The organism is Pseudomonas sp. GW823-FHT05G12 (assembly GCF_058795575.1).
In genome coordinates this window covers 5,704,515-5,730,104 of sequence record NZ_CM179501.1, presented here as the reverse complement: position 1 = coordinate 5,730,104, position 25,590 = coordinate 5,704,515, and the positions used below count along the sequence as shown (strand labels likewise).

Annotated in this window: 26 protein-coding genes and 1 pseudogene; 10 read left to right on the top strand and 17 right to left on the bottom strand. The window is 63.4% G+C overall.

Annotated features, from left to right (window positions below; all coding sequences use genetic code 11):
• Positions 1-6: 6 nt before the first annotated feature.
• Entirely contained in the window at positions 7-1,437 is a 1,431-nt protein-coding gene (locus AC3RCM_RS26040) for a coniferyl aldehyde dehydrogenase (RefSeq protein WP_104886942.1), read from the bottom strand.
• A 150-nt stretch (positions 1,438-1,587) separates the two neighbouring features.
• Here AC3RCM_RS26040 and AC3RCM_RS26035 point away from each other — a divergent pair, with 150 nt between their 5' ends.
• Together AC3RCM_RS26035 and AC3RCM_RS26030 are read left to right on the top strand one after the other, a co-directional pair.
• Positions 1,588-2,253, top strand: a complete 666-nt coding sequence (locus AC3RCM_RS26035; RefSeq protein ID WP_020192222.1) for a TetR/AcrR family transcriptional regulator — start codon at positions 1,588-1,590, stop codon at positions 2,251-2,253.
• A 35-nt stretch (positions 2,254-2,288) separates the two neighbouring features.
• On the top strand, positions 2,289-3,143 hold the full coding sequence (locus tag AC3RCM_RS26030; RefSeq protein ID WP_492629259.1) for a sulfurtransferase: 855 nt from the start codon (positions 2,289-2,291) through the stop codon (positions 3,141-3,143).
• 102 nt (positions 3,144-3,245) lie between these two features.
• Here the strand turns inward: AC3RCM_RS26030 and AC3RCM_RS26025 are convergent, their stop codons facing one another.
• The 6 genes from AC3RCM_RS26025 to AC3RCM_RS26000 form a co-directional block, all read right to left on the bottom strand.
• The gene (locus tag AC3RCM_RS26025) at positions 3,246-4,238 is read right to left on the bottom strand and encodes a hydrolase (RefSeq protein WP_010955654.1); all 993 of its coding nucleotides are present in this window, start codon (positions 4,236-4,238) and stop codon (positions 3,246-3,248) included.
• A 60-nt stretch (positions 4,239-4,298) separates the two neighbouring features.
• Positions 4,299-5,669 carry a M16 family metallopeptidase gene (locus tag AC3RCM_RS26020; protein WP_409322381.1) on the bottom strand — a complete coding sequence of 457 codons (1,371 nt, stop codon included), beginning with the start codon at positions 5,667-5,669 and terminating at the stop codon, positions 4,299-4,301.
• Positions 5,662-6,963 (bottom strand): M16 family metallopeptidase, encoded by a 1,302-nt coding sequence (locus tag AC3RCM_RS26015; protein WP_492629258.1) that lies wholly within the window; start codon positions 6,961-6,963, stop codon positions 5,662-5,664. Before AC3RCM_RS26015 ends, AC3RCM_RS26020 begins: the two co-directional genes overlap by 8 nt.
• A 90-nt stretch (positions 6,964-7,053) precedes the next feature.
• Positions 7,054-7,656 carry a 16S rRNA (guanine(966)-N(2))-methyltransferase RsmD gene (rsmD, locus tag AC3RCM_RS26010; protein ID WP_010955651.1) on the bottom strand — a complete coding sequence of 201 codons (603 nt, stop codon included), beginning with the start codon at positions 7,654-7,656 and terminating at the stop codon, positions 7,054-7,056.
• Positions 7,656-9,146 (bottom strand): M16 family metallopeptidase, encoded by a 1,491-nt coding sequence (locus tag AC3RCM_RS26005; RefSeq protein WP_457252247.1) that lies wholly within the window; start codon positions 9,144-9,146, stop codon positions 7,656-7,658. Before AC3RCM_RS26005 ends, rsmD begins: the two co-directional genes overlap by 1 nt.
• Entirely contained in the window at positions 9,139-10,494 is a 1,356-nt protein-coding gene (locus AC3RCM_RS26000) for a M16 family metallopeptidase (RefSeq protein ID WP_004575476.1), read from the bottom strand. The genes AC3RCM_RS26005 and AC3RCM_RS26000 overlap by 8 nt, the downstream gene beginning before the upstream one ends.
• A 231-nt stretch (positions 10,495-10,725) precedes the next feature.
• Here AC3RCM_RS26000 and ftsY point away from each other — a divergent pair, with 231 nt between their 5' ends.
• The 4 genes from ftsY to rpoH all read left to right on the top strand — a co-directional run bounded on the left by ftsY (position 10,726) and on the right by rpoH (position 14,872).
• Positions 10,726-12,210, top strand: coding sequence for a signal recognition particle-docking protein FtsY (gene ftsY / locus AC3RCM_RS25995; protein WP_336087628.1), 1,485 nt, complete (start codon positions 10,726-10,728; stop codon positions 12,208-12,210).
• A 2-nt stretch (positions 12,211-12,212) separates the two neighbouring features.
• Positions 12,213-12,884: a cell division ATP-binding protein FtsE gene (gene ftsE, locus AC3RCM_RS25990; RefSeq protein ID WP_003249079.1), complete on the top strand. Its 672-nt coding sequence runs from the start codon at positions 12,213-12,215 to the stop codon at positions 12,882-12,884.
• On the top strand, positions 12,881-13,906 hold the full coding sequence (gene ftsX, locus AC3RCM_RS25985) for a permease-like cell division protein FtsX (RefSeq protein WP_010955647.1): 1,026 nt from the start codon (positions 12,881-12,883) through the stop codon (positions 13,904-13,906). Before ftsE ends, ftsX begins: the two co-directional genes overlap by 4 nt.
• 111 nt (positions 13,907-14,017) lie before the next feature.
• On the top strand, positions 14,018-14,872 hold the full coding sequence (gene rpoH, locus AC3RCM_RS25980) for an RNA polymerase sigma factor RpoH (protein ID WP_003249083.1): 855 nt from the start codon (positions 14,018-14,020) through the stop codon (positions 14,870-14,872).
• 294 nt (positions 14,873-15,166) lie between these two features.
• Here rpoH and mtgA read toward each other — a convergent pair.
• Positions 15,167-15,912 (bottom strand): annotated as a pseudogene (gene mtgA, locus AC3RCM_RS25975) (monofunctional biosynthetic peptidoglycan transglycosylase).
• 29 nt (positions 15,913-15,941) lie between these two features.
• On the opposite strand from mtgA, the gene AC3RCM_RS25970 reads away from it, so the two are divergent.
• The 4 genes from AC3RCM_RS25970 to trmB all read left to right on the top strand — a co-directional run bounded on the left by AC3RCM_RS25970 (position 15,942) and on the right by trmB (position 18,215).
• The gene (locus AC3RCM_RS25970; RefSeq protein WP_010955645.1) at positions 15,942-16,313 is read left to right on the top strand and encodes a DUF423 domain-containing protein; all 372 of its coding nucleotides are present in this window, start codon (positions 15,942-15,944) and stop codon (positions 16,311-16,313) included.
• 102 nt (positions 16,314-16,415) lie between these two features.
• Positions 16,416-16,616 carry a sulfur carrier protein ThiS gene (gene thiS / locus AC3RCM_RS25965; RefSeq protein WP_003249090.1) on the top strand — a complete coding sequence of 67 codons (201 nt, stop codon included), beginning with the start codon at positions 16,416-16,418 and terminating at the stop codon, positions 16,614-16,616.
• Positions 16,617-16,670: 54 nt separating this feature from the next.
• Positions 16,671-17,483 carry a thiazole synthase gene (locus tag AC3RCM_RS25960; protein WP_003249091.1) on the top strand — a complete coding sequence of 271 codons (813 nt, stop codon included), beginning with the start codon at positions 16,671-16,673 and terminating at the stop codon, positions 17,481-17,483.
• 9 nt (positions 17,484-17,492) lie between these two features.
• Complete coding sequence (gene trmB / locus AC3RCM_RS25955) at positions 17,493-18,215, top strand: tRNA (guanosine(46)-N7)-methyltransferase TrmB (RefSeq protein ID WP_004575478.1); 723 nt, start codon at positions 17,493-17,495, stop codon at positions 18,213-18,215.
• A 745-nt stretch (positions 18,216-18,960) separates the two neighbouring features.
• Here the strand turns inward: trmB and AC3RCM_RS25950 are convergent.
• The 9 genes from AC3RCM_RS25950 to AC3RCM_RS25910 all read right to left on the bottom strand — a co-directional run bounded on the left by AC3RCM_RS25950 (position 18,961) and on the right by AC3RCM_RS25910 (position 25,530).
• The gene (locus tag AC3RCM_RS25950) at positions 18,961-19,287 is read right to left on the bottom strand and encodes a DUF3392 domain-containing protein (protein WP_003249095.1); all 327 of its coding nucleotides are present in this window, start codon (positions 19,285-19,287) and stop codon (positions 18,961-18,963) included.
• A gap of 9 nt (positions 19,288-19,296) precedes the next feature.
• Positions 19,297-20,472, bottom strand: coding sequence for a radical SAM family heme chaperone HemW (hemW, locus tag AC3RCM_RS25945; protein ID WP_064490851.1), 1,176 nt, complete (start codon positions 20,470-20,472; stop codon positions 19,297-19,299).
• The gene (gene rdgB / locus AC3RCM_RS25940) at positions 20,469-21,065 is read right to left on the bottom strand and encodes an RdgB/HAM1 family non-canonical purine NTP pyrophosphatase (protein WP_064490852.1); all 597 of its coding nucleotides are present in this window, start codon (positions 21,063-21,065) and stop codon (positions 20,469-20,471) included. The genes hemW and rdgB overlap by 4 nt, the downstream gene beginning before the upstream one ends.
• Positions 21,062-21,496 (bottom strand): DUF4426 domain-containing protein, encoded by a 435-nt coding sequence (locus AC3RCM_RS25935; RefSeq protein ID WP_020192921.1) that lies wholly within the window; start codon positions 21,494-21,496, stop codon positions 21,062-21,064. Before AC3RCM_RS25935 ends, rdgB begins: the two co-directional genes overlap by 4 nt.
• 22 nt (positions 21,497-21,518) lie before the next feature.
• Positions 21,519-22,139 (bottom strand): methionine biosynthesis protein MetW, encoded by a 621-nt coding sequence (metW, locus tag AC3RCM_RS25930; protein ID WP_003249106.1) that lies wholly within the window; start codon positions 22,137-22,139, stop codon positions 21,519-21,521.
• Between the two features lie 7 nt (positions 22,140-22,146).
• Complete coding sequence (gene metX, locus AC3RCM_RS25925; RefSeq protein WP_010955639.1) at positions 22,147-23,286, bottom strand: homoserine O-succinyltransferase MetX; 1,140 nt, start codon at positions 23,284-23,286, stop codon at positions 22,147-22,149.
• Between the two features lie 99 nt (positions 23,287-23,385).
• The gene (locus AC3RCM_RS25920; RefSeq protein ID WP_003249110.1) at positions 23,386-23,976 is read right to left on the bottom strand and encodes a YggT family protein; all 591 of its coding nucleotides are present in this window, start codon (positions 23,974-23,976) and stop codon (positions 23,386-23,388) included.
• Between the two features lie 10 nt (positions 23,977-23,986).
• Positions 23,987-24,805 (bottom strand): pyrroline-5-carboxylate reductase, encoded by an 819-nt coding sequence (gene proC / locus AC3RCM_RS25915; RefSeq protein ID WP_492629257.1) that lies wholly within the window; start codon positions 24,803-24,805, stop codon positions 23,987-23,989.
• Positions 24,806-24,843: 38 nt separating this feature from the next.
• Entirely contained in the window at positions 24,844-25,530 is a 687-nt protein-coding gene (locus AC3RCM_RS25910) for a YggS family pyridoxal phosphate-dependent enzyme (protein WP_010955637.1), read from the bottom strand.
• Positions 25,531-25,590: the final 60 nt, after the last annotated feature.

Genomic DNA, 25,590 nt, shown 5'->3' with positions numbered 1-25,590 from the left:
CGGCCCTCAGCGGATGAACAGTTTGTAGACCAGGCGCTGCAAGGCTTTGCCATAAGGCGGGTAGATCAGCCGTGCGGCGTTGAAGCGTTGCTTGGCAAGTACCGCCTTGGCCTTGCTGAAGGTGAGGAAACCGTCATGACCATGGTAGTGGCCCATGCCTGAAGGGCCGATGCCGCCGAAGGGCAGATCGTCCTGGGCGACATGCAGCAAGGTATCGTTCAGGCACACACCGCCGGAGTGGGTGTGACGCAGCACATGCTCCTGGGTGCGGCGGTCATAGCCAAAGAAGTACAGCGCCAATGGGCGTGGGCGCTGGTTGATGTAGGCCAACGCCTGGTCGATGCCGTCATAAGGCACTAACGGCAATAGCGGGCCGAAGATTTCGTCTTGCATCACCTGCATGCTGTCGTTCACGTCCAGCAGCAGGTGTGGCGGCAGGCGTCGGCCCTGCGGGGTTTCGCCTGGGTACAAGTCGAGTACTTGCGCGCCTTTGGCGCGGGCATCGTCCAGCAGGTGCTGCAAGCGCTGCAACTGGCGCGGGTTGATGATGGCGGTGTAGTCGGGGTTGTCGGCGATGCGCGGGTACAGTCGGTGCACGGCGCGCTGGTAGGCGTCGCTGAAGGCGGGCAGCCGTTCGCGCGGCACCAGTACGTAGTCGGGGGCGACGCAGGTCTGGCCGGCGTTTAGGGTCTTGCCGAAGGCGATGCGCTCGGCGGCGCTGTCCAGCGGCACATCGTCAGAAACAATAGCGGGGGATTTGCCACCCAGCTCCAGGGTGACCGGGGTCAGGTTGTGCGCGGCAGCCTGCATCACCTGGCGGCCCACGCTGGTGGCACCGGTGAACAGCAGGTGGTCGAAGGGCAGGCGGGCGAAGGCCTGGCCCACCTCGACCTCACCGAGCACAACGCTGACCAGGTCTGTGGGGAACACACGCTCGAGCAGTTGCTGCAGGGCCAGGCCCGTCGCGGGCGTGGCCTCGCTAAGCTTGAGCATGACCCGGTTGCCGGCGGCCAGGGCGCAGGTCAACGGGCCGATGGCGAGGAACAACGGGTAGTTCCACGGCACGATGACGCCGACCACGCCCAAGGGTTGATAGCGCACCTGTGCGCTGGCCGGCTGGAACGCCAGGCCGACGCGGCGTCGGCGGCTGCGCATCCAGCGTTGCAAGTGCTTTTCGGCGTGGCGCAGGCCTTGCACCGACGGTAGCAGTTCGGCCAGCAAGGTCTCGTCGGCGCTGCGCCCGGTAAAATCCTGGCTGATGGCTTCGATCAGTTCTGCCTGGCTGCTCAGCAAGGCTTCACGCAGGCTCTTCAGCCACTGGCGCCGCTGCGCCGCTGGTGGCAGCGGGTTACCGGCAAAGGCCAGGCGCTGGGCCGCGAACGTCGTCGCGAGGTCGAGGTCGAATTGCACAGGGGGCAAGGCACTGGGCGAGTTCATGGTGATGTCGAGTCCGGGCCGGGGTTGCCTAGAGCCTATACTCTAATTTGTACCATGGTGCGAATTTTTACATGCCGTTCAACGGTGCATTCCATCTGTAATACGCCGTAAGATAAACCTTTGATGAAGGCCCGCAGACTGGGAGCGAGCATGGCCCCGCGCATGAAGACCCGAGAGCGCATCGTGCAGAACAGCCTGGAGCTGTTCAACCAGCAGGGCGAACGCAGCGTCAGTACCAACCACATTGCCGCGCACATGGAAATCTCGCCCGGCAACCTGTATTACCACTTTCCCAACAAGCAGGCGATCATTGCCCTGTTGTTCAGCCAGTACGAAGCGCTGGTGGACAGTTTTCTGCGCCCGCCACAGGGCCGCGCGGCAACCGTGGAAGACAAGCGCTTCTACCTCAAGGCCTTGCTGGCGGCGATGTGGAACTACCGCTTCCTGCACCGTGACCTGGAGCATCTGCTGGACAGCGATGCCGAACTGGCCGCCCGTTACCGGCGTTTTTCCGAGCGCTGCCTGCGCCAGGGCCAGGCGATCTACCGCGGCTTCGTCGAGGCTGGCATCCTGGCCATGGTGCCGGCGCAGATCGAGTCACTGACCATCAACGCCTGGATCGTGCTGACATCATGGGTACGTTTTCTCAGCACCACGCGTGAACATTCTGCGCACTTGGGTGAAGAAGCCTTCAAGCGCGGCGTCTATCAGGTGCTGGTGCTGGAGCTCGGTTTCGTCACCGACAATGCCCGTACTGCCGTAGACGCGCTGTGTCAGGAATTCCATGTACCGTTCAACCAGGCCCTGGAGCACTAGCCCAGGGCTCTCGTGCCATCGATCAGGAGATTGTCATGCCCCTTGCGCAATTGATCACCCCGCAGCAGTTGGCCGAGCGTCTGGGCTCGCCCAAGTTGGTGATCCTCGACTGCCGCTTTGCCCTCGAGGATGTGGACTATGGCCAGCGCAGCTATGCCCTGGGGCATATTGAGGGGGCGCATTTTGCCGACCTGGACCGGGATCTCAGCGGGCCGGTGAGCAAGGGGCGCACCGGGCGCCACCCATTGCCCGATCCGCAGCGGCTGGTCGAGCGCCTGCGAGAGTGGGGCCTGAACAACGACAGCGAGGTGGTGCTGTACGACGACGGCCCCGGCGCCTTTGCCGCCCGCGCCTGGTGGCTACTGGTCTGGCTGGGCAAGCGCAGTGGTGTGGCGATTCTCGACGGTGGCTTGAAGGCCTGGCACGCAGCGAGCCTGCCGTTGAGCCTGGACCCTCCACCCAAACGTGAGGGCACTTTCAGTGGTGAACCTGACGCGAAGCTGCTGATCGATGCCGACCATCTGTGCAAGCGCCTTGGTAGCACAGACCTGACTTTGATCGATGCGCGTGCCTTGCCGCGTTTTCGTGGTGAAGTGGAACCGATCGACCCGGTGGCGGGGCATATTCCCGGTGCCCAGTGTGCGGCGTTTACCGACAACCTGGGGGATGACGGGCGTTTTCTGCCGGCGGATGAGCTAAAGCAGCGTTTTGCCGAAAAGCTGGCTGGACGGGCGCCGGAGCAGTTGGTGTCTTATTGTGGGTCTGGGGTAACCGCTTGCCATAACCTGTTTGCGCTGGCGCTGGCGGGGTACCCGCTGGGCAAGCTGTATGCGGGGTCGTGGAGTGAGTGGATCAACAACCCGCAGCATGCTGTGGCCACCGGCGAGTAAGCAGACCGGGTTGAACCCCCGCGGTGGGTGGCACCGGCAATGCCGGTGTTCGCGGGCATGCCCGCTCCCACAGGGGGCGCGCAGCCTTTACCAATTCGCGGGCTAGCTACCGTCCACCAGCCACTGCGGAATCCGTCGTTCCAGGTAGTACCCCGGATTTCGCAGGCTACCATCGACAAATCCCACATGCCCACCGCGGTCATGCAGTTCGAAGCGGGTTTGTGGTGACAGTTCACGGGCCGTCGGCAGGCTGTGGCTGGACACGAACGGGTCATCGCTGGAATGGATGATCAGCGTAGGTGTGCGGTTCTGGCCAAGGAAGAAGTGGCTCGATGAGCGGCGATAGTAGTCGTGCGCATCGCGAAAGCCATTGAGCGGTGCAGTGACTTTACCGTCGAAGTCCCAGAATGTGCGCAAATTGGTGAGTTGGCCCAAGCGTTCCAGTGTCGCCAGCTGTTCATGCTGGCCCCGGGCGTGGAAGTGCCGCTGCTTGAGCTGAACATACGCCAGCATCTCGCGCATGAAATGCGCCTGATACACCTTGGAGAACCCTTGGCCGATACGGTCGGCACAGTGGTCCAGGCGAAAGGGCACCGAAACTGCAGCCGCTGCCTCCAGTTGGCTGGCGACGCCGCTCTCTCCCAGGTATTTCAACAGTACATTGCCACCCAGCGAATAACCCACTGCATACAGCGGCGCCAGCGGGCGCTGGGCGCGAAGATGGCTGACAATTTCCGCCAGGTCTTCGCTGGCGCCGGAATGGTAGCTGCGCGGCAACAGGTTGGGCTCGCCTGAACAACCCCGCCAGTTCACGGCCACACTGGCCCAGCCGCGATCTTGCAGCGCTTGCTGCAAGCCTTTCACGTAGGGCGAGTGAGACGAGCCGGTCAGCCCATGCAGCACAATGACCAGTGGCGCATGGGGTTGGTGCGGGCCGTGCCAGTCCAGGTCGATGAAGTCGCCGTCGGCCAGCCACAGCCGCTCTCGGTCACGCTGCAGCTCAGGCAGCTTGCGCCAGAGCGGCCCCCACAGGGTCTGCAGGTGGGGATTGGATAGGCCGATGGCCGGACGGAATGTGGCGTTGTGGCTGGGCATGCTGGGTGGCTCATGATGTGCCCTGCTAGCTTGCCATGAAACAGCGCCACAATACCTGCGCTATTGGTCGGGGGCTGGCAGCGGCTGTTGCTGAACGCCTGGTCCGACACTGACAAGCACCTTGCGGCTCAGGGCCAGCCGGCGCTGCATGACGGCTCGGACATCTGCCGGGGTAAGTTCGGCAATACGGGCGCTGTACGTGTCGAGATGATCGGCAGGTTGCCGTTGATGGGTTACTTCCGTCAGCAGTGTTGCCAGTTGCCTGTTCTGCGCGATCCCTCGCAGCAACTGCCCTTCCAGCTGTTTGCGTGCCAGTTGCAGCTCCAGCTGGGTGGGCCCTTCGTCGATGAACGCCTGTAGCAGGGTTTCTACCAGTGCCTGCGTGCCCTGCACATGCTGGGGCGCAACCTCCCATTCCACGGTGAACAGGCCGCCTGCACTCAATGGCAATACATGCGTGTGCACGCCGTAGGTCAGGCCGCGTCGTTGGCGCAACTCCACCATCAAGCGCGACTCGAGGCCCTCTCCCAGAACAGCACTTGCCAAGGTCAGGGCCAGAAACTCCGGATCGTTGGCGGGTACGTTCATTGGCAGTGCCAGCAGGATCGCACTGCTGGCACCAGCCTGCTCGACGGCTATCGTCGCGCTGGGAGCTGATGGGGCCGCCGGTAGTTCAGTGGCCGACCAGCCTTGCGGCAGGGCCTGGCTGATCTGTTGTGAGATGGCTTGGGCTTGTCCAGGCGAAAGGTCGCCTACCACGACCATCTCAAGGTTGCTGGCGCTGTAGGCGCGTTGGTGGAATGCCCGCAAGTCCTCAGGGGTAATGGCCTCGATACCTTGAGCGGTGCTGCCCAGAGGGTTGCCGTAAGGATGCCCGTTGAACAGGTGGCGGAAGGCTTCGCTACGTGCTCTGAGGATGGGTAGCCGCTCGCGCGATGCATGGTTTTGCAGCAACTGGCGCTTGATCCTGGTCAGGGCCATTGGGTGGAAGACTGGGTGGGCCACGAGGTCGGTGAACACCGCCAAGGCCGGGTCGAGCAAAGAAGGGGGGCTAAGGCTGCGAAGGCGCAGCGTCGCATGTTCCAGACGTACTTGTTTTTCCATGACCGCGCCCAGGCGCTCCAGGTGCTCAGCCTGCTGGGCGGCCGTGTAGGCTTGGCTACCCTCATCGAGCATGGAGAGCGTCAAGGCTGCCAGGCCAGGGTACAGAGTGTCCTGCGTGGTGCCGGCCTTGAACCGTAGTATCACGTCAACGATTGGCAGTTCCCGTGCTTCAACGAATTTGACGTCCGTGCCCGCAGTCGTCTTCCACGCTTGAACCTGTGTATGGATGGTTTCGAACTGGTCCAGGTCAAGTCCCTGGGCAGAGAGCAGCCCGCCGTAGAGGTTGTTGGCTCCGGCAGGCTGTTGCAGGGTCGTTGAGTCAGTCATGAGCGCTTTCCTTGTGGTGCGTGAACGTGAAGGCTGCACGGGAATGGGTGAGGAATTCATAGGCAGCCAGGCCTACCTGCTCGGCTGTCACGGTCTCGATGGCCTGTTGTTCTTCCTCGAGCGAAATGACCGGCAAGCCACAGGCGGCCTGTTTACCCATGGTTTGGGCCTGCTCGGCAATGTCGTCCCGTTCGAACAGCAGCCTGGCCAGCAGACGAGCCTTGGCACGTTGCAGGTGTTCCTTGGCTGGCGCCGACTGGCGAAACGCTTCGATCTCCTGCATCAGTCGTTCGGCGGCGGTCTGCGGGGTTACGTGTGGGCTGCAGAACGCGTAAAGGGTCAGCAAGCTGTCACCGCGCTGCCAGGGTTCATAGGTCGCTTTGATGTATTGCAGGATTGGTTCGTCCAGCAGCAGCCTGCGCTGGAGGATGCTGCTGTAGCCGTTGGCAAGCAGATCGGGAAGCAGACGCAGCGCGTAGGCCTGCCTGGCAGACCGCGCGGTACGCTGGCTGGGTAGTTTGAAGCTTATGATCACGCCGTTGTGCAAGCCTGGCAGGCGCAGCGTCTGAAAACGCCGGCCCTGGGAGGAGGGCCCTGTGGGTAAGGGCCGCATCGGCAAGCGATGGGCGGGGATCGCCGCAAAGTGGCACGTCACCAAGGTTTGCAGTTGTAGCAGGCTGATGTCGCCGGCCACGGCGAGGGTGGCATTGTTGGGGTGGTACCAGGTCTTGTACCAGGTACGTGCTGCGGCTGGAGTGAGGCTCTCCAGATCTGACATGTGGCCAATGACAGGCGTGCCATGGCCACTATTGCCGTAAGCCAGCAAGTCGTGATGCTCCAGCGCCAATGCCCAAGGGTTGTTGTCCACTGCCTCGCGTCGCTCAGCCATGACCACTGCCAGTTCCCGAGCAAAGGGCGTATCGCCGAGGGTGGCACTGGCCATTCCATCAGCCATGGCCTCCAGGGCAATTTCCAGGTGGCGGGTTGGCAAGGTGAGCGGAAATACCGTGGCATCCGCATAGGTGAATGCATTCGGGTCGCCGCCCAAGCGGGTCATCAGGGTTGAGTACTGGCCAGGCGCCAGTTTGCTGCTGCCCTCGAACAGTAGATGTTCCAAGGCATGGGACAGGCCGGTGTGGCCTTCAGGTTCGTAGCTGGAGCCTACGTGGTACCACAGCTGCACGCTGACCAGTGGCGCACGGTGGTCTTCACGCAGGCAGACGTGCAGGCCATTGGCGAGGGTAAAAGAACCTTTCGAGGCTGCCATTAGCGGCGGGGAGGGGTGTTCGGCCATGGTTGAACTGCTCCTTCAGGAAATGAAGGTGCAGCTTCAACCATGGCGCAGGTGGGGTGCGGTAACTAAGTACACCCAACCCGCGGGTAATCAGCCCCGCTGCCAGAGTGCGTAGTGCACCTGGCCGGTCTTCTTCTCGCGGTGCAGCCGCCAGTTGCCCGGCAGCTGCAAGGTCGAGGGTGCCGCTTCGCTTTCGGTGTAGACCCATGCCTGCTCGCCCAGCCACTGATTCTGCTCCAGCATGTTGCAGGTGTTGGCCAGCAGGTCCTGATGGAACGGCGGGTCGAGGAACACGACATCGAACTGCTGCTTGGCCGGGCCTTGCAGGTAGCGCAGGGCGTCGGTTTGCAGGATTTGCCCGCGAGGGCAGCGCAGGATTTCGAGGTTGTTCTTCAGGTTGGCGATGGCCGCAGGGTTACTGTCCAGCGCCACGGCGTCCTCGGCCCCACGGGACAGGGCTTCGAGCACCAGGGCACCACTGCCGGTGAAGGCGTCCAGCACGCGGGCGCCCTCGATGTAGGGGGCCAGCCAGTTGAATACGGTTTCCCGCACGCGGTCAGGCGTTGGCCGCAGGCCTTCGCCTTCCGGCACCGCCAGGCGGCGGCTGCGCCACTCGCCGGCGATGATGCGCAGGTGGCCCTGGCCCTTGCTTTGGCCCGCTTGCGGGCGGGCGGGAGGGGTGGATCTTGGCATTAGTGCTCCGGTACCCCGAGCGGTTGCTCGGAGGGCTTGTCAGTGGGTGCTGGCAGCGGTTTTTGTGGCACTTTCGGGCCAACGGTGACGATCACCAGTTTATCGGCTGACAGGTGTTTGTTCATGGCTGCCTTGACCTGTTCGACGGTAAGGGCCTGGGACTGTTGCATGAAGTCCTCAAGCCAGGTCAGCGGCAAGTTGTAGAAGCCGATCGCGCCCAGTTGGCCGACGATACTGGCATTACTGGCGTTGGACAGCGGGAAGCTGCCGGCCAGTTCGCGCTTGGCATCGTCCAGTTCCTGTTGGGTCGGGCCCGTCTTCAGGTAGTCGGCGAGAATGCCTTGCACCAGCTTGAGCGTACCTTCGCTGAGCTCGGCACGGGTTTGCAGGTTGATCATGAACGGGCCGCGTACCTGCATCGGGCTGAATACCGAGTAAACGCCGTAGGTCAGGCCGCGCTTCTCTCTCACCTCGCTCATCAGCCGGGTACCGAAGGCGCCACCGCCAAGGATCTGGTTGCCCATGGACAGGGCTGGCCAGTCCGGGTCCTGGCGGTCGATCCCCAGTTCGGCCAGCATCAGGTGGGTCTGCTTGGACGGGAAGTCGATGTGGGTCAGGCCGGCCTTGGCGTCTGCGGGTTGGGCCGGTGCGGCCAGCGCAGGGCCCTTGGGCAGGCCGGCAGACACCTGTGCGGCGATGGCTTCGGCCTCTGCACGGCTGAGGTCGCCGACCAGGGCGATTACCGCATTGCCGCCGGTATAAGCCTTTGCGTGGAACGCGCGCAGTTGGGCAAGGCTTATGCCCGTGATGCTCTCGGCAGTGCCGTCGCTTGGGTGGGCATAGGGGTGGTCACCATAGAGCTTGCCGAAAAGGGCCTTGCCGGCGATCTTGCCGGGGTTCTGTTTGTCATATTCGAAGCCAGCCAGCATCTGGTTCTTGATGCGCTTGAGGGCATCCTCGGGGAATGTCGGCTTGCCCGCCACCTCTGTAAACAGTTTGAGGGCCGGTTCGCGCTTGTCCTTGGCACTGAGGCTGCGCAGCGATGCGACGGCCATGTCGCGGTAGGAGCCGTTGCCAAAGTCTGCGCCCAGGCCTTCGAAGCCCTCGGCGATGGCGGTGACGTCCTTGCCGGCCACGCCCTCGTTGAGCATGGCGTTGGTCAGAGCGGCCAGGCCTGGCGTGCCACCATCCTGGCTGCTGCCGGCAGCGAAGGTGACGCGCAGGTCGAACATGGGCAGTTCGCGGGCTTCGACGAACAGCACCCGGGCACCTTCGGCGGTGTTCCAGTGCTGGATGTTCAACTGACGCCGGCTGGGTGCCTTACCATTCAGTTCGGCCAGCGACTGCAGGGTGTTGGCCGGGCGGGCCGCGCTGCTGTCGGCCTTGGCAGCGTTATCGGCCATGGCCGGAGCGGCCAGCACTGCCGCCAGCGTCAGGGCACGAATGCCCGTGGCCAGCAGGGTTGGGCGTGGTGCGCGGCGATCACTCATGGGCGGACTCCTCGGGCAGTACATGGGCAACGCTCAGGCGTTCGCGGGTGAAGTAGGTGCGCGCGGCGTTCTGGATGTCCTGCGGGGTGACGCGCTTGAGCTCGTCCAGTTCGCTGTCGATCAGCTTCCAGGACAGGCCGACGGTTTCCAGCTGGCCGATGGTGGTGGCCTGGCTGCTGATGGAGTCGCGGTCGTAGACCAGGCCGGCGATGACCTGGGCGCGTACGCGTTCCAGCTCTTCTGCGCTGGGCGGCGTGCTCTTGAGTTCTTCAAGCAACTGCCAGATGCCTTTTTCGACGTCGGCGAGGGTTTTCTGCTTCTGCACATTCGGCGTCGCCGAGATCAGGAACAGGCTGTCGCCGCGGGTGAAGGCGTTGTAGCTGGACGACGCGCCGGCCACCAGTTCCTGGCCACGCTCCAGGCGGGCCGGCATGCGGGCGCTGTAGCCACCGTCGAGCAGTGCCGAGATCAGGCGCAGGGCGTGCACCGTCCGAGGGTCCTTGGCGGTGGGCAGGCCGGGCACGTTGAAGCCGTAGATCAGGCTTGGCAGCTGGGTGCGTACGTGCAGGGTCAACTGGCGCCACCCTGGTTCAGCCAGCTCCAGAGGCAGCTTGGCTGGCGGCACGGCGCGTTTGGGAATATTGCCGAAATACTTCTGCGCCAGGCCCTTGACCTCGTCGGCGGTGACATCACCGACCACCACCAGGGTGGCGTTGTTGGGGGCGTACCAGGACTCGTACCAGTGGCGCAGTTCCTCGACCTTCATGCGTTCCAGGTCGGCCATCCAGCCAATGGTCGGCGTGTGATAGCCGCTGGCCGGGTAGGCCATGGCGCGGAACAGCTCGAATGCCTTGGCATTGGGCTGGTCGTCGGTGCGCAGGCGGCGTTCTTCCTTGATGACCTCGATTTCGCGGCTGAACTCGTCGGCAGGCAGGCGCAGGCTGGCAAGGCGGTCGGCCTCCAGCTCCAGGGCTACCGGCAGGCGGTCGCGGGCCAGCACTTGGTAATAGGCGGTGTAATCGTCGCTGGTGAAGGCGTTTTCATCGGCGCCGAGGTCACGCAGAATGCGCGAGGCCTCGCCGGGGCCGACCTTGGCGCTGCCCTTGAACATCATGTGTTCCAGCGCATGGGACAAGCCGGTCTGGCCCGGGGTCTCGTAGCTGGAGCCGACCTTGTACCAGATCTGCGAGACCACCACGGGGGCGCGATGGTCTTCGCGGACCACGACCTTCAGGCCATTGTCGAGGATGAATTCGTGGGTGGGTTGCACATCGGCGGCGAAGGCCGCGAGCGGCAGGCAGAGCGTGCCGAGCAACAGGCCAGCGGCGCGGCGGGCTAGAGCATTCATACGGTGTTTAACCTGTTCGGCGGCCCGCTGGGTTTAGCGTCGGCGGGCCAGGAGGTGCTAGGATACTGATCCGGTTGCCTGGCGACCATGCCTGTCGCCGTTCTGGCCCACAGGACACTAAGTCAAAACGTTGCGCATGAACCAGCCGGCTTCAAGATAGTCTGTTCTGCGTAGAGAGAATTCCCGATTGGCCGTAGCTGGCCTATCGCTACCCTGAGATAGCCGTCTTCCATGTTTGGTTCCAACGACGACAAAAAAGCGCCGGCCGAGGCTGGTGAGAAGAAAGGCCTGTTCAGCTGGTTTCGCAAGAAGCCGCAGCCACCTGCGGGAGCGGGCGTGCCCGCGCATGAACCCCCCGCTGTCGAGCAGTCTGCAGCCGCTCCGGTCGAGGGATCTGCCGCCGAAGCGCCACAGGCCCCCGAACCCGTTCAGGCCGTTGCGGCCCCACAGCTAGCTGAGCCGCAGCCGCTCGCGGCCCCCCCCCGGCCCCCGGTAGTCGAGGCCCCCGTCCCTGAACCGGTTGCGTCCCAGCCGTTGCAGGCGCCTGAGCCAGAGCCGGTCGCATCCCAGCCGCTGGTGGCACCTGCACCGCAGCCGGTTGCGTCCATGCCCTTGCAGGCGGCCCCTGTCGAGTCTGCCCCTGTCGAGGCCGCAGCGCCGGTCAGCAACCTGGTGCTGCCGGTTGCCGAAGAGCCCGTGGCCCTGGTGCCGGACCTGGAGCCGAAGGCACCGCCCGCAATCCCGGAACGCGCGGCACCAGCCCCTGTTGCTGCACCCGTTGAACAGGCCAAGCCCGGCTTCTTCGCGCGCCTCAAGCAAGGCCTGTCCAAGACCAGTGCCAGCATCGGCGAGGGCATGGCCAGCCTGTTCCTCGGCAAGAAGGTCATCGACGACGACCTGCTCGACGAAATCGAGACGCGCCTGCTGACTGCCGACGTGGGTGTGGAGGCTACATCGGCCATTGTCCAGAACCTGACCCAGAAGGTCGCGCGCAAGCAGTTGGCCGATGCCGATGCCCTGTACAAATCGTTGCAGGAAGAACTGGCTGCGCTGCTGCGCCCGGTCGAGCAGCCGCTGAATGTGCAGGCCCAGAACAAACCCTATGTGATCCTTGTGGTTGGCGTGAACGGCGCCGGCAAGACCACCACCATTGGCAAACTGGCGAAAAAGCTGCAACTGGAAGGCAAGAAGGTCATGCTGGCTGCCGGTGATACCTTCCGCGCAGCGGCGGTCGAGCAGTTGCAGGTGTGGGGTGAGCGTAACCAGATTCCGGTGATCGCCCAGCACACGGGTGCCGACTCTGCTTCGGTAATCTTCGATGCCGTGCAGGCCGCCAAGGCACGTGGCGTTGACGTGCTGATCGCCGACACTGCCGGCCGCCTGCACACCAAAGACAACCTGATGGAAGAGCTGAAGAAGGTCCGCCGGGTCATCGGCAAGCTCGACGTTGAGGCGCCGCACGAGGTGCTGCTGGTGCTTGACGCCGGCACCGGCCAGAACGCCATCAGTCAGGCCAAGTACTTCAACCAGAGCGTCGAGCTGACCGGCCTGGCCCTGACCAAGCTGGACGGCACTGCCAAGGGCGGGGTGATCTTCGCCCTGGCCAAGCAGTTCAACATCCCGATCCGTTTCATCGGCGTCGGTGAAGGCATCGACGACCTGCGTACCTTCGAAGCCGAGCCGTTCGTCAAGGCTCTGTTCGCCGAGCGAGATTGACCATGATCCGATTCGAGCAGGTTGCCAAGCGCTATCCCAACGGTCATGTGGGTTTGCATGAGCTGAGTTTCCGGGCGCGCCGGGGCGAATTCCTGTTCGTCACCGGCCATTCGGGCGCTGGCAAGAGCACCTTGCTGCGCCTGTTGCTGGCCATGGAGCGCCCGACCAGCGGCAAGCTGATGCTGGCAGGGCAGGACCTGGGCCAGATCAGCAATGCGCAAATCCCGTTCCTGCGCCGGCAAATCGGCGTGGTGTTCCAGAACCATCAGCTGTTGTTCGACCGCACCGTGTTCAACAACATTGCCTTGCCGCTGCAGATTCTCGGCCTGTCCAAGGTCGAGATCGCCAAGCGCGTGGACTCGGCTCTGGAGCGTGTATCGCTGTCCGACAAAGGCGAGCTGTTCCCGGCCGACCTGTCCACCGGGCAGCAGCAGCGAGTGGGTATCGCCCGCGCCATCGTTCACCAGCCGGCTCTGCTGCTGGCCGACGAGCCCACCGGTAACCTCGACCCGCGCCTGGCTGCAGAGATCATGGGCGTGTTCGAGGACATCAACCGCCTGGGCACGACGGTATTGATCGCCAGCCACGACCTGGCGCTGATTGCGCGCATGCGTCACCGCATGCTGACCTTGCAACGCGGCCGCTTGATCGGCGATGGGGAGGCCGGGCAATGAACACAACACGTACGCCGAAGGTTTCTGAGCGGGTCGCACCGAAACCGGCAGATCCGCAACCTGCGAAGAAAAAACGCGGTGAAGACGATGATGGCCCGGACTTCCGCACCCTGCTGCATGCCTGGCTGGAAAGCCACCGTGCCAGCTTGGCCGACAGCCTGCGCCGCCTGGGCAAGCAGCCGATCGGCAGCTTCTTCACTTGCCTGGTCATGGCCGTGGCGCTGAGCATGCCGATGGGCCTGTCCTTGTTGCTGAAGAACGTCGAGCAGCTTGGCGGTTCGTGGCAACGCGCTGCGCAGATTTCGCTGTACCTCAAGCTCGATGCCGGCAGCCGCGATGGCGAAGCGCTGCGCGACGAGATCAAGGGCATGCCTGGCGTGGCGGACGCCCAGTATGTCAGCCGCGAGCAGGCCCTGGAGGAGTTCCAGCAGCAGTCCGGGCTGGGCGAGGCCTTGCGCGAACTGCCAGACAACCCACTGCCGGGTGTGGTGGTGGTAACCCCGACCGAGGTCGACAAACCGGCCCTGGACGCCTTGCGTCAGCGCCTGTCGGAGCTGCCGCGGGTGGACGTGGCGCAACTGGACCTGGTCTGGGTCGAGCGCCTGGCAGCCATCCTCAAGCTGGGTGACCGCTTCGTCTTCGGCCTGGCCGTGATGCTGATTTCTGCCCTGTTGTTAGTAATCGGTAACACAATTCGTCTACACATTGAAAACCGTCGTATCGAGATCGAAGTGATCAAGCTGGTCGGCGGCACCGACGCCTACGTGCGCCGGCCTTTCCTGTACATGGGCGCCCTGTATGGCCTGGGCGCAGGCCTGCTGGCGTGGGGCATCCTGGCGTTTGGCCTGAACTGGCTGAACGAGGCGGTGGTAGGGCTTTCCGGGCTGTATGGCAGTGACTTCGCCCTGGGCGGCGTTCCGGCTTCCGATGGTCTGTCGCTCTTGATCGGAGCAGTGTTGTTGGGGTATATCGGTGCATGGATTGCAGTCGCCCGCCACTTGAACGAGCTGGCGCCGCGATAGTTTTTACGTGCCAGCATTGACATTTTCTTCACTGCGGAACTTGTACCGTCGTTCCAGGTCAATGTTGGCAGCGCCCACAAGGTGCGAGTTTTGTAAGTCGGAGGTTCTTGAATGACCACATCGTTGCAACCTGCCTATGCCCTGGTACCCGGTGCAAACCTGGAAGCCTATGTGCACACGGTCAACAGCATCCCGCTGCTGACGGTCGAGCAGGAGCGTGATCTGGGCGAGCGTCTCTATTATGAGCAGGATGTCGAGGCCGCTCGTCAGATGGTGATGGCCCACCTGCGTTTCGTCGTACATATCGCCCGTAGTTACGCCGGCTACGGGTTGGCCCAGGCTGACCTGATCCAGGAAGGCAATGTCGGCCTGATGAAAGCCGTCAAGCGCTTCAACCCGGAAATGGGCGTGCGCCTGGTGTCGTTCGCCGTGCACTGGATCAAGGCAGAGATCCACGAGTTCATTCTGCGCAACTGGCGCATCGTCAAAGTGGCTACCACCAAGGCTCAGCGCAAGCTGTTCTTCAACCTGCGTAGCCAGAAGAAGCGCCTGGCGTGGCTGAACAACGACGAAGTGCATCGCGTGGCGGAAAGCCTTGGCGTCGAGCCGCGCGAAGTGCGCGAGATGGAAAGCCGCCTCAGCGGCCAGGACATGGCCTTTGACCCGGCAGCGGAAGCTGACGACGACAGCGCCTTCCAGTCGCCTGCGCATTACCTGGAAGATCACCGTTACGATCCGGCGGTGCAGCTTGAGGATGCCGACTGGAGTGACAACTCCACCAGCAACCTGCACGAAGCGCTGCAGGGCCTGGACGAGCGTAGCCGCGACATTCTCTACCAGCGTTGGCTGGCGGAAGAGAAGGCCACGCTGCATGAACTGGCAGACAAGTACAGCGTATCGGCTGAGCGTATTCGCCAGTTGGAGAAGAATGCGATGAACAAGGTCAAGGCCCTGATCGCTGCCTGATCGAGTCTGGGTTGTAAAGAAAAGCCGCTGGCCCTGATGGGGTGAGCGGCTTTTTTGTTTGTGCTGGCTTTGCCGGCCTCTTCGCGGGTAAACCCGCTCCTACAGGGGATGCGGTTGCCCGTAGGCGCGGGTTTGCCCGCGAGGAGGCCGGGGGGGCGGTTGCCCGTAGGCGCGGGTTTGCCCGCGAGGAGGCCGGGGATGTGGTTGCCCGTAGGAGCGGGTTTACCCGCGAAGAGGCCGGGTATGCGGTTGCCCGTAGGAGCGGGTTTACCCGCGAAAGGGCCGGGCCTGCATTCAAAGCTTTCTGGAGGAGTCCAGCTGCATCAGGTAGCTGGGCCCACCCAACTGGCTCATCTGCCGGCGAATCCAGCCGGCCCGGCTGGCCACGTAGGCACTCGGTCGGCTGGCACTCCACTTGATTGGGCTTGGCAGCACCGCAGCCAGCTGCGCTGCCTGCTGGCGGCTGAGCCTGCTGGCGTCGACGCCAAAGTGATAGCGCGCCGCTGCCTGGGCACCAAACACGCCCTTGCCCCACTCGGCGCTGTTCAAATAGACCTCGAGAATCCGTTCCTTCGACCAGAACAGCTCGATCAGGGCGGTGAACCAGGCCTCCAGCCCCTTGCGAAACCAGCTGCGGCCTGACCACAGAAACAGGTTCTTGGCCACTTGTTGGGTCAGGGTGCTGGCGCCGCGAATGTTGCCGCCACGCTCGTTGTGGGCCAGCGCCGCCTGAATGGCCGGGAGGTCGAAGCCCCAGTGGTTGGCGAACTTCTGGTCCTCGCCAGCAATGACCGCAACCTTGAGCTCATCGGAGATGTTCTCCCATGGCTCCCAGTCGCGCTGCAGGTCGATCGGTTCACCATTCACCCATGACTGTACCTTGCGCTCGACCATCAGCGCCGTGCCGGGCGGTGGTACCCAGCGGAACACCAGCACCAGCACGATGCTGCCGGCAACGAACCAGAGCAGGGCGCGGGAGAGGCGACGGATAAGCGTTGACAGCATGTCGATGGCTTGGCCCTAAGGGTGGAAGGGGCCATTATACAGACCCGATACAAGGAGTCGTCCCATGCTTCGCAGCTTCCTGATGCTTGCCGCCTTTTTTGGCTTTACCGGTGTCGCCCTGGGCGCCTTCGCCGCTCATGGCCTGAAAAACCGGCTGACGGCTGACTACCTGGCGATCTTCCATACCGGCGTGACTTACCAACTGGTCCATGCCTTGGCGATCTTCGGCGTTGCGGTGCTCTCGGCGCACCTGCCCGGGCGCCTGGTCGGGTGGGCTGGCGGCCTGTTTGCGTTGGGCATCGTGCTGTTCTCCGGCAGCCTGTACCTGCTGACCCTCAGTGGCCTTGGCAAGCTTGGCATCATCACCCCGATTGGTGGCTTGTGCTTCCTTGTCGGCTGGCTGTGCCTGGGCCTGGCAGCCTGGCGGCTGGGCTGACCGAGTGGTCCACAATCACGACTAATGGCGCGCACCGCCCTTGGGTTGCAGGGCGGTTCGGCGCTAGAATGCTGGCCCCAAAGAACAATGGTGGCCGTGCGCATGCGCATTAAATTGAACGGTGAACCTTACGAACTGCCTGCCGGCGAAAGCGTTGCAGCCCTGCTGGCGCGCCTGGAACTGACCGGGCGCCGTGTTGCAGTGGAACTGAACCTGGATATCGTGCCGCGTAGCCAGCACGACAGCACGCTGCTGAATGACGGCGACCAGGTCGAAGTGGTCCACGCCATCGGTGGCGGCTGACAGCAGCCCGGCGGTTCACAAGCAAGCCCTGCAACCTTTTCCCGAGGAACAACGATGAGCAACGTTCGTAGCGACAAGCCCTTCACCCTGGCCGGGCGTACTTTCCAGTCGCGCCTGCTGGTCGGTACCGGCAAGTACCGTGACATGGAAGAAACCCGCCTGGCCACCGAGGCCTCGGGTGCCGAAATCGTCACTGTCGCTGTGCGCCGCACCAACCTTGGCCAGAACGCGGGCGAGCCGAACCTGCTCGATGTACTGTCGCCCGACAAGTACACCATCCTGCCGAACACTGCAGGCTGCTTTGACGCGGTGGAAGCGGTACGCACTTGCCGTCTGGCCCGCGAACTGCTCGATGGGCGCAAATCGCACGAGTCCCGGACGCTGGTGAAGCTGGAAGTGCTGGCCGACCAGAAAACCCTGTTCCCCAACGTGATCGAAACCCTCAAGGCCGCCGAAGTGCTGGTCAAGGAAGGTTTCGATGTCATGGTCTACACCAGCGACGACCCGATCATCGCCCGTCAGCTGGCCGAAGTCGGCTGTATTGCTGTCATGCCGTTGGCCGGCCTGATTGGCACCGGCCTGGGTATCTGCAACCCCTACAACCTGCAGATCATCCTGGAAGAATCCAAGGTGCCGGTGCTGGTCGATGCTGGCGTGGGTACCGCATCCGACGCCACCATCGCCATGGAAATGGGCTGTGAGGCAGTGCTGATGAACTCGGCCATCGCCCACGCCCAGCAGCCGGTGCTGATGGCTGAGGCCATGAAACACGCCATTGTCGCGGGTCGCATGGCCTACCTGGCCGGCCGTATGCCGAAGAAACTCTATGCCAGCGCCTCTTCGCCGCTGGATGGTCTGATCAAGTAAGAGCAACTGATGACTGAATCGCACGATACGCCGATCACCCCCGACGGCGAAGCCCGCCCACACCGCCGCATCAAGAGCTTCGTGATGCGTGCCGGGCGCATGACCGAAGGCCAGCAACGCGGCCTGGATCAAGGCGGCCCGCTGTACATCCTGCCACTGGCTGATAGCCCGGTGGACTACGACCAGGTGTTCGGCCGTTCGGCCCCGCGCACCTTGGAGATCGGCTTCGGCATGGGCCATTCCCTGTTGGAAATGGCGGCCGCCGCCCCTGAGCAGGACTTCATCGGTGTGGAAGTGCACCGCCCGGGTGTTGGCGCGCTGCTCAATGGCGTGCTGACCCAGGGGCTGAAAAACCTGCGGGTGTATGACTGCGATGCCATCGAAGTGCTGAACCGCTGCGTGGCGGATAACAGCCTCGATCGGTTGATGCTGTTCTTCCCAGACCCTTGGCACAAGGCACGTCACCACAAGCGCCGCATTGTCCAGCTGGAGTTTGCCGAGCTGGTACGTCGCAAGCTCAAGCCCGGTGGTGTGTTCCACATGGCCACCGATTGGGAGCCGTATGCCGAGTACATGCTGGAAGTGATGAGCGCAGCTCCTGGCTATCGCAACCGTGCGGCAGACGGCACCTATGTGCCGCGCCCCGAAGAGCGCCCGATCACCAAGTTCGAACGCCGCGGTGAGCGGCTGGGGCATGGGGTGTGGGACTTGAAGTTCGAGAAGGTGGATTGAGCGGCTGATACGGCTTTTCGATGTGCTGATGCCGGCAGGAATGCAGGCGAAAATAACCGCCTTGAGAAGGGCGGTTTTTTTTCGGTAATACACAACACCTCAGGGCATGCCCGCGAAGAAACCAACGCGGTGGATGGCACCGGCTTTGCCGGTGTTCGCGGGCGGCTGCGACGGTGAGCGGCGGGTGGAGATTGGCCAGCAGGGCCGGCCCTTTCGCGGGTGAACCCGCTCCTACGGGCGGCCTGTGTACAACCACCGAGGTGTGTCCACCACCAATCTGTGTAGGAGCGGGTTTACCCGCGAATACGGTGGCGGGGGCAACGGTGAACGGCGGGTGGAAATTGGCCAGCAGGGCCGGCCCTTTCGCAGGTAAACCCGCTCCTACGGGCGGCCTGTGTACAACCACCGATGTGCGCCCACCACCAATCCGGTGTAGGCGCGGGTTTACCCGCGAATACGGTGGCGGCGGCAAAGGTGAACGGCGGGTGGAAATTGGCCAGCAGGGCCGGCCCTTTCGCGGGTAAACCCGCTCCTACGGGTGGGCTGTGTCCAGCCACCGATGTGTGTCCACCACCAATCTGTGTAGGAGCGGGTTTACCCGCGAATACGGTGGCGGCGGCAACGGTGAACGGCGGGTGGAAATTGGCCAGCAGGGCCGGCCTCTTCGCGGGTAAACCCGCTCCTACGGGCGGCCGCGCAGGTCTTTCAAATGTTGAGCAAGACAGTTGACCCAGGGGCCATTAGCTCAGCCGCGGCGATCCGCCACCACGCCAATCAACACCAGTACCACCAGCAACACAGGCGCCAACGCATAGTTGTTGAACTGGCTCAGGCCTTTCACCACCCATGGCGTGGCATAGATCAGCGCAGCACCGCTGCCGATCATCACCATCAGCGCCATGAACGGCACGCGCAGGGCGCCGGCGAGGCCGCCCAGGCGTTGCTCGGCCCAGGCTTTGACATCGGTGCCGAACAACACCAGCAGGCAGCCTACCAAGGCCAGTGAAATCTCCGACAGGTTGCTGCGGCTCCAGCGGGAAACCGTCGCGAGCAGATCAAGTACCAGATCCATGGGTCATCCTCAGGTCAAGAAATACTGCAGCAGGTCATTGAGGAACAGCTGGCCCCTTGGGGTGGCCACCAGTCGATCCGGTTCGACCTGCAAAAGGCCCTTTTGTTCGGCGGCACGGCGTGCTTCCTGCAGCTGTGCCAGTGGCAAGCCGGTGCGCTGGGTGAACAGTTCGGCTTCCACGCCATCGGTCAGGCGCAGGGCGTTCATCAGGAACTCGAACGGCAGTTCATCGACTGGCAGCAGCTTCTCGCCGGCCCTGAACGGCTTGGCCAGGTTCAGGTAGTCCTTGGGCAGGCGGGTCTTCCAGGTACGCAGGATGCGCCCGTCGGCAAAGGTGAGCTTGCCGTGAGCGCCAGCGCCAATGCCGATGAAGTCACCGAAGCGCCAGTAGTTGAGGTTGTGCCGGGCGGCGCGGCCTGCCTGGGCGTAGGCCGATACCTCGTACTGGCGGTAGCCGTGCTCGGCCATCAGCGCTTGGCCGGCTTCCTGAATATCCCAGAGGATGTCGTCTTCGGGCAGCTCTGGCGGCTGGTTCCAGAACACCGTGTTCGGCTCCACGGTCAGCTGATACCACGACAGGTGGGTCGGCCCCAGGTCGATGGCCTGGCGCAGGTCACCCAGCGCGTCGTCCAGCGACTGGTCGGGCAGGCCGTGCATCAGGTCCATGTTGAAATTGTCGAAACCGGCCGCGCGCGCCATGCCGGCGGCTCGAACCGCTTCGTCGCCATTGTGGATGCGCCCCAGTGCCTCCAGCTTGGCTGGCTGGAAGCTCTGCACACCGATCGAAAGACGGTTGATGCCGGTCTGCCGGTAGGCCTTGAACTTGTCCTGCTCGAAGGTGCCCGGGTTGGCTTCCAGGGTAATTTCGATGTCTGGCGCGAACGGAATACGTTGCTCTACGCCACGCAGTAGCCGGCCAAGGGCGTTGGCACTGAACAGGCTTGGCGTACCGCCACCGAAGAAGATCGAGCTGATCGGGCGGCCTTGTACGGCAGCCAGTTCCTGGTCGAGGTCGTCGAGCAGGGCTGTGACGTAGGCATCTTCCGGTAGCTCAGGCCCGGCAGCGTGGGAGTTGAAGTCGCAATAAGGGCATTTGCGTACGCACCACGGAATGTGGATGTACAGCGCCAGCGGCGGCAGGCTGCTAAAGCCTGCTGCGCCGGGGGGCGACAGCATTTCGATCATGCCAGGCCCAGACGTGTGCGCAGCAGGGCCATGGCACGGGCGCGGTGGCTGAGCTGGTTCTTGTCTGCGGGGGCTAGATCGGCGCTGGAGCAGTTGCGCTCCGGTACCCAGAACAGCGGGTCGTAGCCAAAGCCCTGGTCGCCGCTGGCCTCGAACAGGATGCGCCCGTGCCACAGGCCTTCGCACAGGATCGGCAACGGGTCGTCGGCGTGGCGCACCAGCGCCAGCACGCAGACGAACTGTGCACTGCGCTCAGCTTCAGGCACGTCTTTCAAGGCTTCGAGCAGCTTGGCGTTGTTTGCCGCGTCGCCTTTGCCATCGGCATAGCGCGCCGAGTAGATGCCCGGCGCGCCACCGAGGAAGTCCACCGCCAGGCCAGAGTCATCGGCCAGGGCCGGCAGGCCGGAAATGCGGGCGGCGTTGCGCGCTTTGAGGATGGCGTTCTCGACGAACGACAGGCCGGTTTCTTCCGGCTCCACCTGGCTGAACTCACCAATCGAGCGCAGTTGCACGGAATGGCCGAGCATGGCCTGGAGTTCCTTGAGTTTGCCGGCGTTGTGGCTGGCCAATACGAGTTGCTGGAAATTCATCATTCGCCTGGGAACACTTCCTGGTTGAAGCGGAGAGAGTTGCTGATGCCGCCGGTTTCGATGTTGAGGTCGAAGGTGACGGTTTCTGGCTGGTCGATCTTGAACTGGGCGATGTAGTACACCGCGCCCTGTTCGGTAATCTGCTTGAACGACAGCGGGCTGCTGCGCCCGGTCAGGTCCTTGACCGTGCCGCTGATCACCGCCGTGGCAGGTTTGCTGGCCTTGAGGACGGTAATGTTGAGCACGCCCTGGTTCTTGCTGCGCACCAGGCCGGTGGCCGCGGCCACCTCGGGTGTGAGCATGCTCGAGGTGAATGCACTGTAGTGCACCGTCACGTCGCCAAATACCTCCTTGCGCTCGGGGCGTGCGGCATCGGCAGCCAGTACTGGCAGGGCCAGGCACAGGCTGATCAGGAACAGGGCTAGGCGACGCATGGGGCGATTCCTCCGGTGGGCGTCAGACCGCGAGCTGGTGCTCTTGCAGGCCCGGACTGCTGACGCGGTAGATGCCGATCTCACCTAGAAGATTAGGCCATAGCCGGCCACCCCACCCGTTGCGGTGCAAGTGGTCGACCGCCAGGCGGTCCAGTACCTTGGCTCGGCGTTCGTGCACAAGTTCTTCGAAGTCGGCGAAGGTGCAGAAGTGGATGTTCGGCGTGTTGTACCAGGTATACGGCATGAAGTCCGATACCGGCATGCGGCCTTTGGTCGCCAGGTACCAGCGGCAGCGCCAGTGGCCGAAGTTTGGGAAGGTGATGATGCACTGACGGCCCACCCGCAGCATTTCGTCGAGGATGCGGTCGGGGTATTCCACGGCCTGCAGGGCTTGGGTCATGATCACCACGTCGAAGCTGTTGCTGGCGAAGTTGCCCAGGCCTTTGTCCAGGTCTTGTTCGATGACGTTGACGCCCTTGGCCACGCAGGCGGCGATATTGTCGGCGTCGATTTCCAGGCCATAGCCGGTGACCTGTTTGCGGTCACGCAGCGAGGCCAGCAGTTCGCCGCTACCGCAGCCCAGGTCGAGTACCCGGCTGCCGGCGGGGATCCAGTCGTGGATGATTTCCAGATCGGCTCTCATGCTGTCCTCAGATGGCAATGCGGTTCATGTAGTTCGAGAAACCCTGCATGTAGCGAGGTGTGGGAATCAGGAAAGCATCGTGCCCGTAGGGCGAATCGATCTCCAGGTAGCAGACGTTCTTGCGCGCGGCCATCAGCGCGTCGACGATCTCGCGCGAACGGGCCGGAGAGAAGCGCCAGTCGGTGGTGAACGACATGATGCAGTAGTCCGCCGTGACGTGGGCCAGGGTGGCGGCCAGATCACCACCGTGCGTGGCGGCCGGGTCGAAATAGTCCAGTGCCTTGGTCATCAGCAGGTAGGTGTTGGCGTCGAAACGGCCGGAAAACTCCTCGCCCTGATAGCGCAGGTAGCTTTCGACCTGGAACTCGACGCTGTGGAAGTCGTAGTTGAGCTTGTCGCTTTTCAGCTCACGGCCGAATTTTTCACCCATCGAATCATCGGACAGATAGGTAATGTGGCCTACCATGCGCGCCAGCATCAGGCCGCGCTTGGGGATCACGCCCTGGTCCTGGAACGAACCGCCATGGAACTCAGGGTCGGTGAGAATGGCCTGGCGCGCCACCTCGTTGAAGGCGATGTTCTGCGCCGACAGCTTGGGCGCCGAGGCAATGTCGACGCAATGACGCACACGCTCGGGGTAGCTGATGGTCCATTGCAGTGCCTGCATGCCGCCAAGGCTGCCGCCGACGACAGCGGCCCATTGCTGGATGCCCAGGCGCTCGCCCAGGCGCACCTGGCTGTGTACCCAGTCCTCTACGGTCAGTACAGGGAAGTCGGCGCCATACGGTTTGCCGGTGGCAGGGTTGACGCTGCTGGGGCCGGTACTGCCGTTGCAGCCGCCGAGGTTGTTCAGGCTGACCACGAAGAAGCGGTTGGTATCGATCGGCTTGCCGGGGCCGATGCAGCTGTCCCACCAGCCCGGCTTGCGGTCGGTGGCGGCATGGTAGCCAGCGGCATGGTGATGGCCGGACAGGGCATGGCAGATCAGCACGGCGTTGCTCGCGCTGGCGTTCAGGGTGCCATAGGTCTCGTAGACCAGTTCGTAACTGGCCAGTGAACGGCCACAGGCCAGTGCCAGCGGTTCATCGAACCGGGCGGTTTGCGGTACTACCAGACCGACGGAATCTTCGGGAAAGACAGTTGACATCGACCCTGCTCACGCTTGACGGAGGCGTAAGTCTAAAGAGCGCTACCCCCAGCGGCAAGCAAAGGCTTGCGACTGGGGGCAAGCTGGCGCTGGCGAGCCTCAGATCATTCGCCACAGCTCTTGAGGCATGCCGGCGTAGGCGGCCAGCGGGGGCATGACAAACGACTGGACCACCTGGATCGCCAGGAAGGCGAAGATCGGCGAGATGTCCATGCCACCCAGATTTGGCACCAGGCGGCGGAACGGCGCCAGCACCGGCTCGCTGATCTGGTAGGCCAGTTCGGCCGCCGGGTTGTGGCTGTTGGGTGCAACCCAGGAAACGATCACCATGACGATCATCGCCACCCAGAAAATCTTCAGGAACAGCGAGGTGATGCCGATGATCGCCCACATCAGCAGGTGCAGGACGTCGCCGAAGGTACCGTAGGTGACCATCAGCACAAAGCCCATCAGCAAGGCCTGGATGACCACCGCCAGCAGTAGCGACGAGGTATCCAGCCCGCCAACGCTAGGGATGATCCGGCGGATCGGCTTGAGCAGCGGTTGGGTGGCACGAACGGCGAACTGGCACAGCGGGTTGTAGAAGTTGGCCTTGACCAGTTGCAGCACGAAGCGCAGCAGGACGATTACCAGGTAAAGGCTGACCAGGGTTTGCACCACGAAAATCGCGGCGCCTGACAGTGCATTCATCTAAGGCTCCTTATTTGCCCAGTTGTTCGGCCAGCTCGGCAGAGCGCGTGGCTGCAGCCTGCAGCGCCTGCTCGACGATGGCTTCGAAGCCGCTGGCCTGGAACGACTTGATCGCCGCTTCCGTGGTGCCGGCGGGCGAAGTGACGCGGCGGCGCAGTTCAGCGGCATCGACGTCGCTTGCAACTGCCATGCGCGCGGCGCCCAGGGCCGTCTGCAAGGTCAGTTGGGAGGCTGTTTCGCGTGGCAGGCCGAGTTTTTCGCCTGCCGCGGTCATGGCCTCGATCAGCAGGAAGAAGTACGCCGGGCCACTGCCGGACACAGCTGTCACGGCGTCCAGTTGCTGCTCCTGCTCCAGCCACAGGGCGGTGCCCACGGCCGACAGCAGTTGTTCGGCATGCTGACGCTGTTCGCCGGACACTTCAGCGGTGGCGTACAGGCCGCTCACGCCTTGGCGCAGCAATGCCGGGGTATTGGGCATGCAGCGCACCACCGGGCGAGCGCCCACCCAGCTTTGCAGGCTGGCGCACGTGATGCCGGCGGCGATGGAAACGATCAGCTGGCCATCCTGCAGGTTGGGTTGCAGTGCCTGACATACGGTTTTCATGACTTGTGGCTTGACCGCCAGCACGATGACGTCAGCGCCATCGATGGCCTGGGCGTTGTCCTCGAAGGCTTCAATGCCGTGCTCGGCCTGGATGCGACTGCGGGTCTCGGCGCCCGGGTCGCTGGCGCGGATCTGCGAGGCGTCCAGGCCCTGGGCACGCAGACCACCGATCAGGCTGGCGGCCATGTTGCCGGCGCCGATAAAGGCAATACGTGTCTTGCTCATGTCAGGTCCTTGTGGAAAAGAGTGAGTGAAGCATGGAATCAGGTGTTGCCGTAGTCGCGGGCTCCGAACAGGGCCGTGCCAATCCGTACCCACGTCGCGCCCTGGGCGATGGCCGCTTCCAGGTCGTGGCTCATGCCCATGGACAGGGTGTCCAGGCCAAGCCCCAGGCCTTCCTGCAACTTGCGCAGGCTGGCGAAGGCGGCCTCCTGGGTGGCGCGGTCTTCGGTGGGTTCCGGGATTGCCATCAGCCCGCGCAGGCGCAGGTTGGGCAGTGCGGCTACGGCTTTGGCCAACGCGGGTAGGTCGGCCGGGGTGCAGCCGGATTTACTGTCTTCGCCGCTGACGTTTACCTGCAGGCAGATGTTCAGCGGCGCCAACCCGGCGGGGCGCTGTTCCGACAGGCGTTGGGCAATTTTCAGGCGGTCCACGGAATGCACCCAGTCGAAATGCTCGGCGATGGCTTTGGTCTTGTTCGACTGAATGGGGCCGATGAAGTGCCAGATCAAGGGCAAGTCGCTGAGGGCCTGCTGCTTTGTCAGTGCTTCCTGTAGGTAATTCTCCCCGAAGTCGTGCACACCGGCGGCATGGATCTCGCGGATAGCGCTGGCGGGCTTGGTCTTGCTCACGGCCAGCAACTGGACGCTGGCCGGATCACGCCCGACTGCCTGGGCAGCACTGGCGATACGGGCGGAAATCGCGGAAAGGTTGTCTGCTAGGGTGGACATGGATCGATGCCGGCAGCTGTGGGGTCTGCGGCATTCTACCTGCTTGAAGGCCTTTGGGGA

Bases quoted from the DNA above. Each gene is read 5' to 3' on its own strand.
- AC3RCM_RS26040 (WP_104886942.1), bottom strand. From the start codon at position 1,437: ATGAACTCGCCCAGTGCCTTGCCCCCTGTGCAATTCGACCTCGACCTC.
- AC3RCM_RS25960 (WP_003249091.1), top strand. From the start codon at position 16,671: ATGAGCAACGTTCGTAGCGACAAGCCCTTCACCCTGGCCGGGCGTACT.
- AC3RCM_RS25970 (WP_010955645.1), top strand. From the start codon at position 15,942: ATGCTTCGCAGCTTCCTGATGCTTGCCGCCTTTTTTGGCTTTACCGGT.
- AC3RCM_RS26020 (WP_409322381.1), bottom strand. From the start codon at position 5,669: ATGACTGACTCAACGACCCTGCAACAGCCTGCCGGAGCCAACAACCTC.
- AC3RCM_RS25935 (WP_020192921.1), bottom strand. From the start codon at position 21,496: ATGCGTCGCCTAGCCCTGTTCCTGATCAGCCTGTGCCTGGCCCTGCCA.
- proC (WP_492629257.1), bottom strand. From the start codon at position 24,805: ATGAGCAAGACACGTATTGCCTTTATCGGCGCCGGCAACATGGCCGCC.
- AC3RCM_RS26015 (WP_492629258.1), bottom strand. From the start codon at position 6,963: ATGGCCGAACACCCCTCCCCGCCGCTAATGGCAGCCTCGAAAGGTTCT.
- ftsX (WP_010955647.1), top strand. From the start codon at position 12,881: ATGAACACAACACGTACGCCGAAGGTTTCTGAGCGGGTCGCACCGAAA.
- hemW (WP_064490851.1), bottom strand. From the start codon at position 20,472: ATGATCGAAATGCTGTCGCCCCCCGGCGCAGCAGGCTTTAGCAGCCTG.
- trmB (WP_004575478.1), top strand. From the start codon at position 17,493: ATGACTGAATCGCACGATACGCCGATCACCCCCGACGGCGAAGCCCGC.
- AC3RCM_RS26030 (WP_492629259.1), top strand. From the start codon at position 2,289: ATGCCCCTTGCGCAATTGATCACCCCGCAGCAGTTGGCCGAGCGTCTG.
- rdgB (WP_064490852.1), bottom strand. From the start codon at position 21,065: ATGATGAATTTCCAGCAACTCGTATTGGCCAGCCACAACGCCGGCAAA.
- ftsE (WP_003249079.1), top strand. From the start codon at position 12,213: ATGATCCGATTCGAGCAGGTTGCCAAGCGCTATCCCAACGGTCATGTG.
- AC3RCM_RS25910 (WP_010955637.1), bottom strand. From the start codon at position 25,530: ATGTCCACCCTAGCAGACAACCTTTCCGCGATTTCCGCCCGTATCGCC.
- metW (WP_003249106.1), bottom strand. From the start codon at position 22,139: ATGAGAGCCGATCTGGAAATCATCCACGACTGGATCCCCGCCGGCAGC.
- rpoH (WP_003249083.1), top strand. From the start codon at position 14,018: ATGACCACATCGTTGCAACCTGCCTATGCCCTGGTACCCGGTGCAAAC.
- AC3RCM_RS25950 (WP_003249095.1), bottom strand. From the start codon at position 19,287: ATGGATCTGGTACTTGATCTGCTCGCGACGGTTTCCCGCTGGAGCCGC.
- AC3RCM_RS26000 (WP_004575476.1), bottom strand. From the start codon at position 10,494: ATGAATGCTCTAGCCCGCCGCGCCGCTGGCCTGTTGCTCGGCACGCTC.
- AC3RCM_RS25920 (WP_003249110.1), bottom strand. From the start codon at position 23,976: ATGAATGCACTGTCAGGCGCCGCGATTTTCGTGGTGCAAACCCTGGTC.
- rsmD (WP_010955651.1), bottom strand. From the start codon at position 7,656: ATGCCAAGATCCACCCCTCCCGCCCGCCCGCAAGCGGGCCAAAGCAAG.
- AC3RCM_RS26035 (WP_020192222.1), top strand. From the start codon at position 1,588: ATGGCCCCGCGCATGAAGACCCGAGAGCGCATCGTGCAGAACAGCCTG.
- ftsY (WP_336087628.1), top strand. From the start codon at position 10,726: ATGTTTGGTTCCAACGACGACAAAAAAGCGCCGGCCGAGGCTGGTGAG.
- thiS (WP_003249090.1), top strand. From the start codon at position 16,416: ATGCGCATTAAATTGAACGGTGAACCTTACGAACTGCCTGCCGGCGAA.
- metX (WP_010955639.1), bottom strand. From the start codon at position 23,286: ATGTCAACTGTCTTTCCCGAAGATTCCGTCGGTCTGGTAGTACCGCAA.
- AC3RCM_RS26005 (WP_457252247.1), bottom strand. From the start codon at position 9,146: ATGAGTGATCGCCGCGCACCACGCCCAACCCTGCTGGCCACGGGCATT.
- AC3RCM_RS26025 (WP_010955654.1), bottom strand. From the start codon at position 4,238: ATGCCCAGCCACAACGCCACATTCCGTCCGGCCATCGGCCTATCCAAT.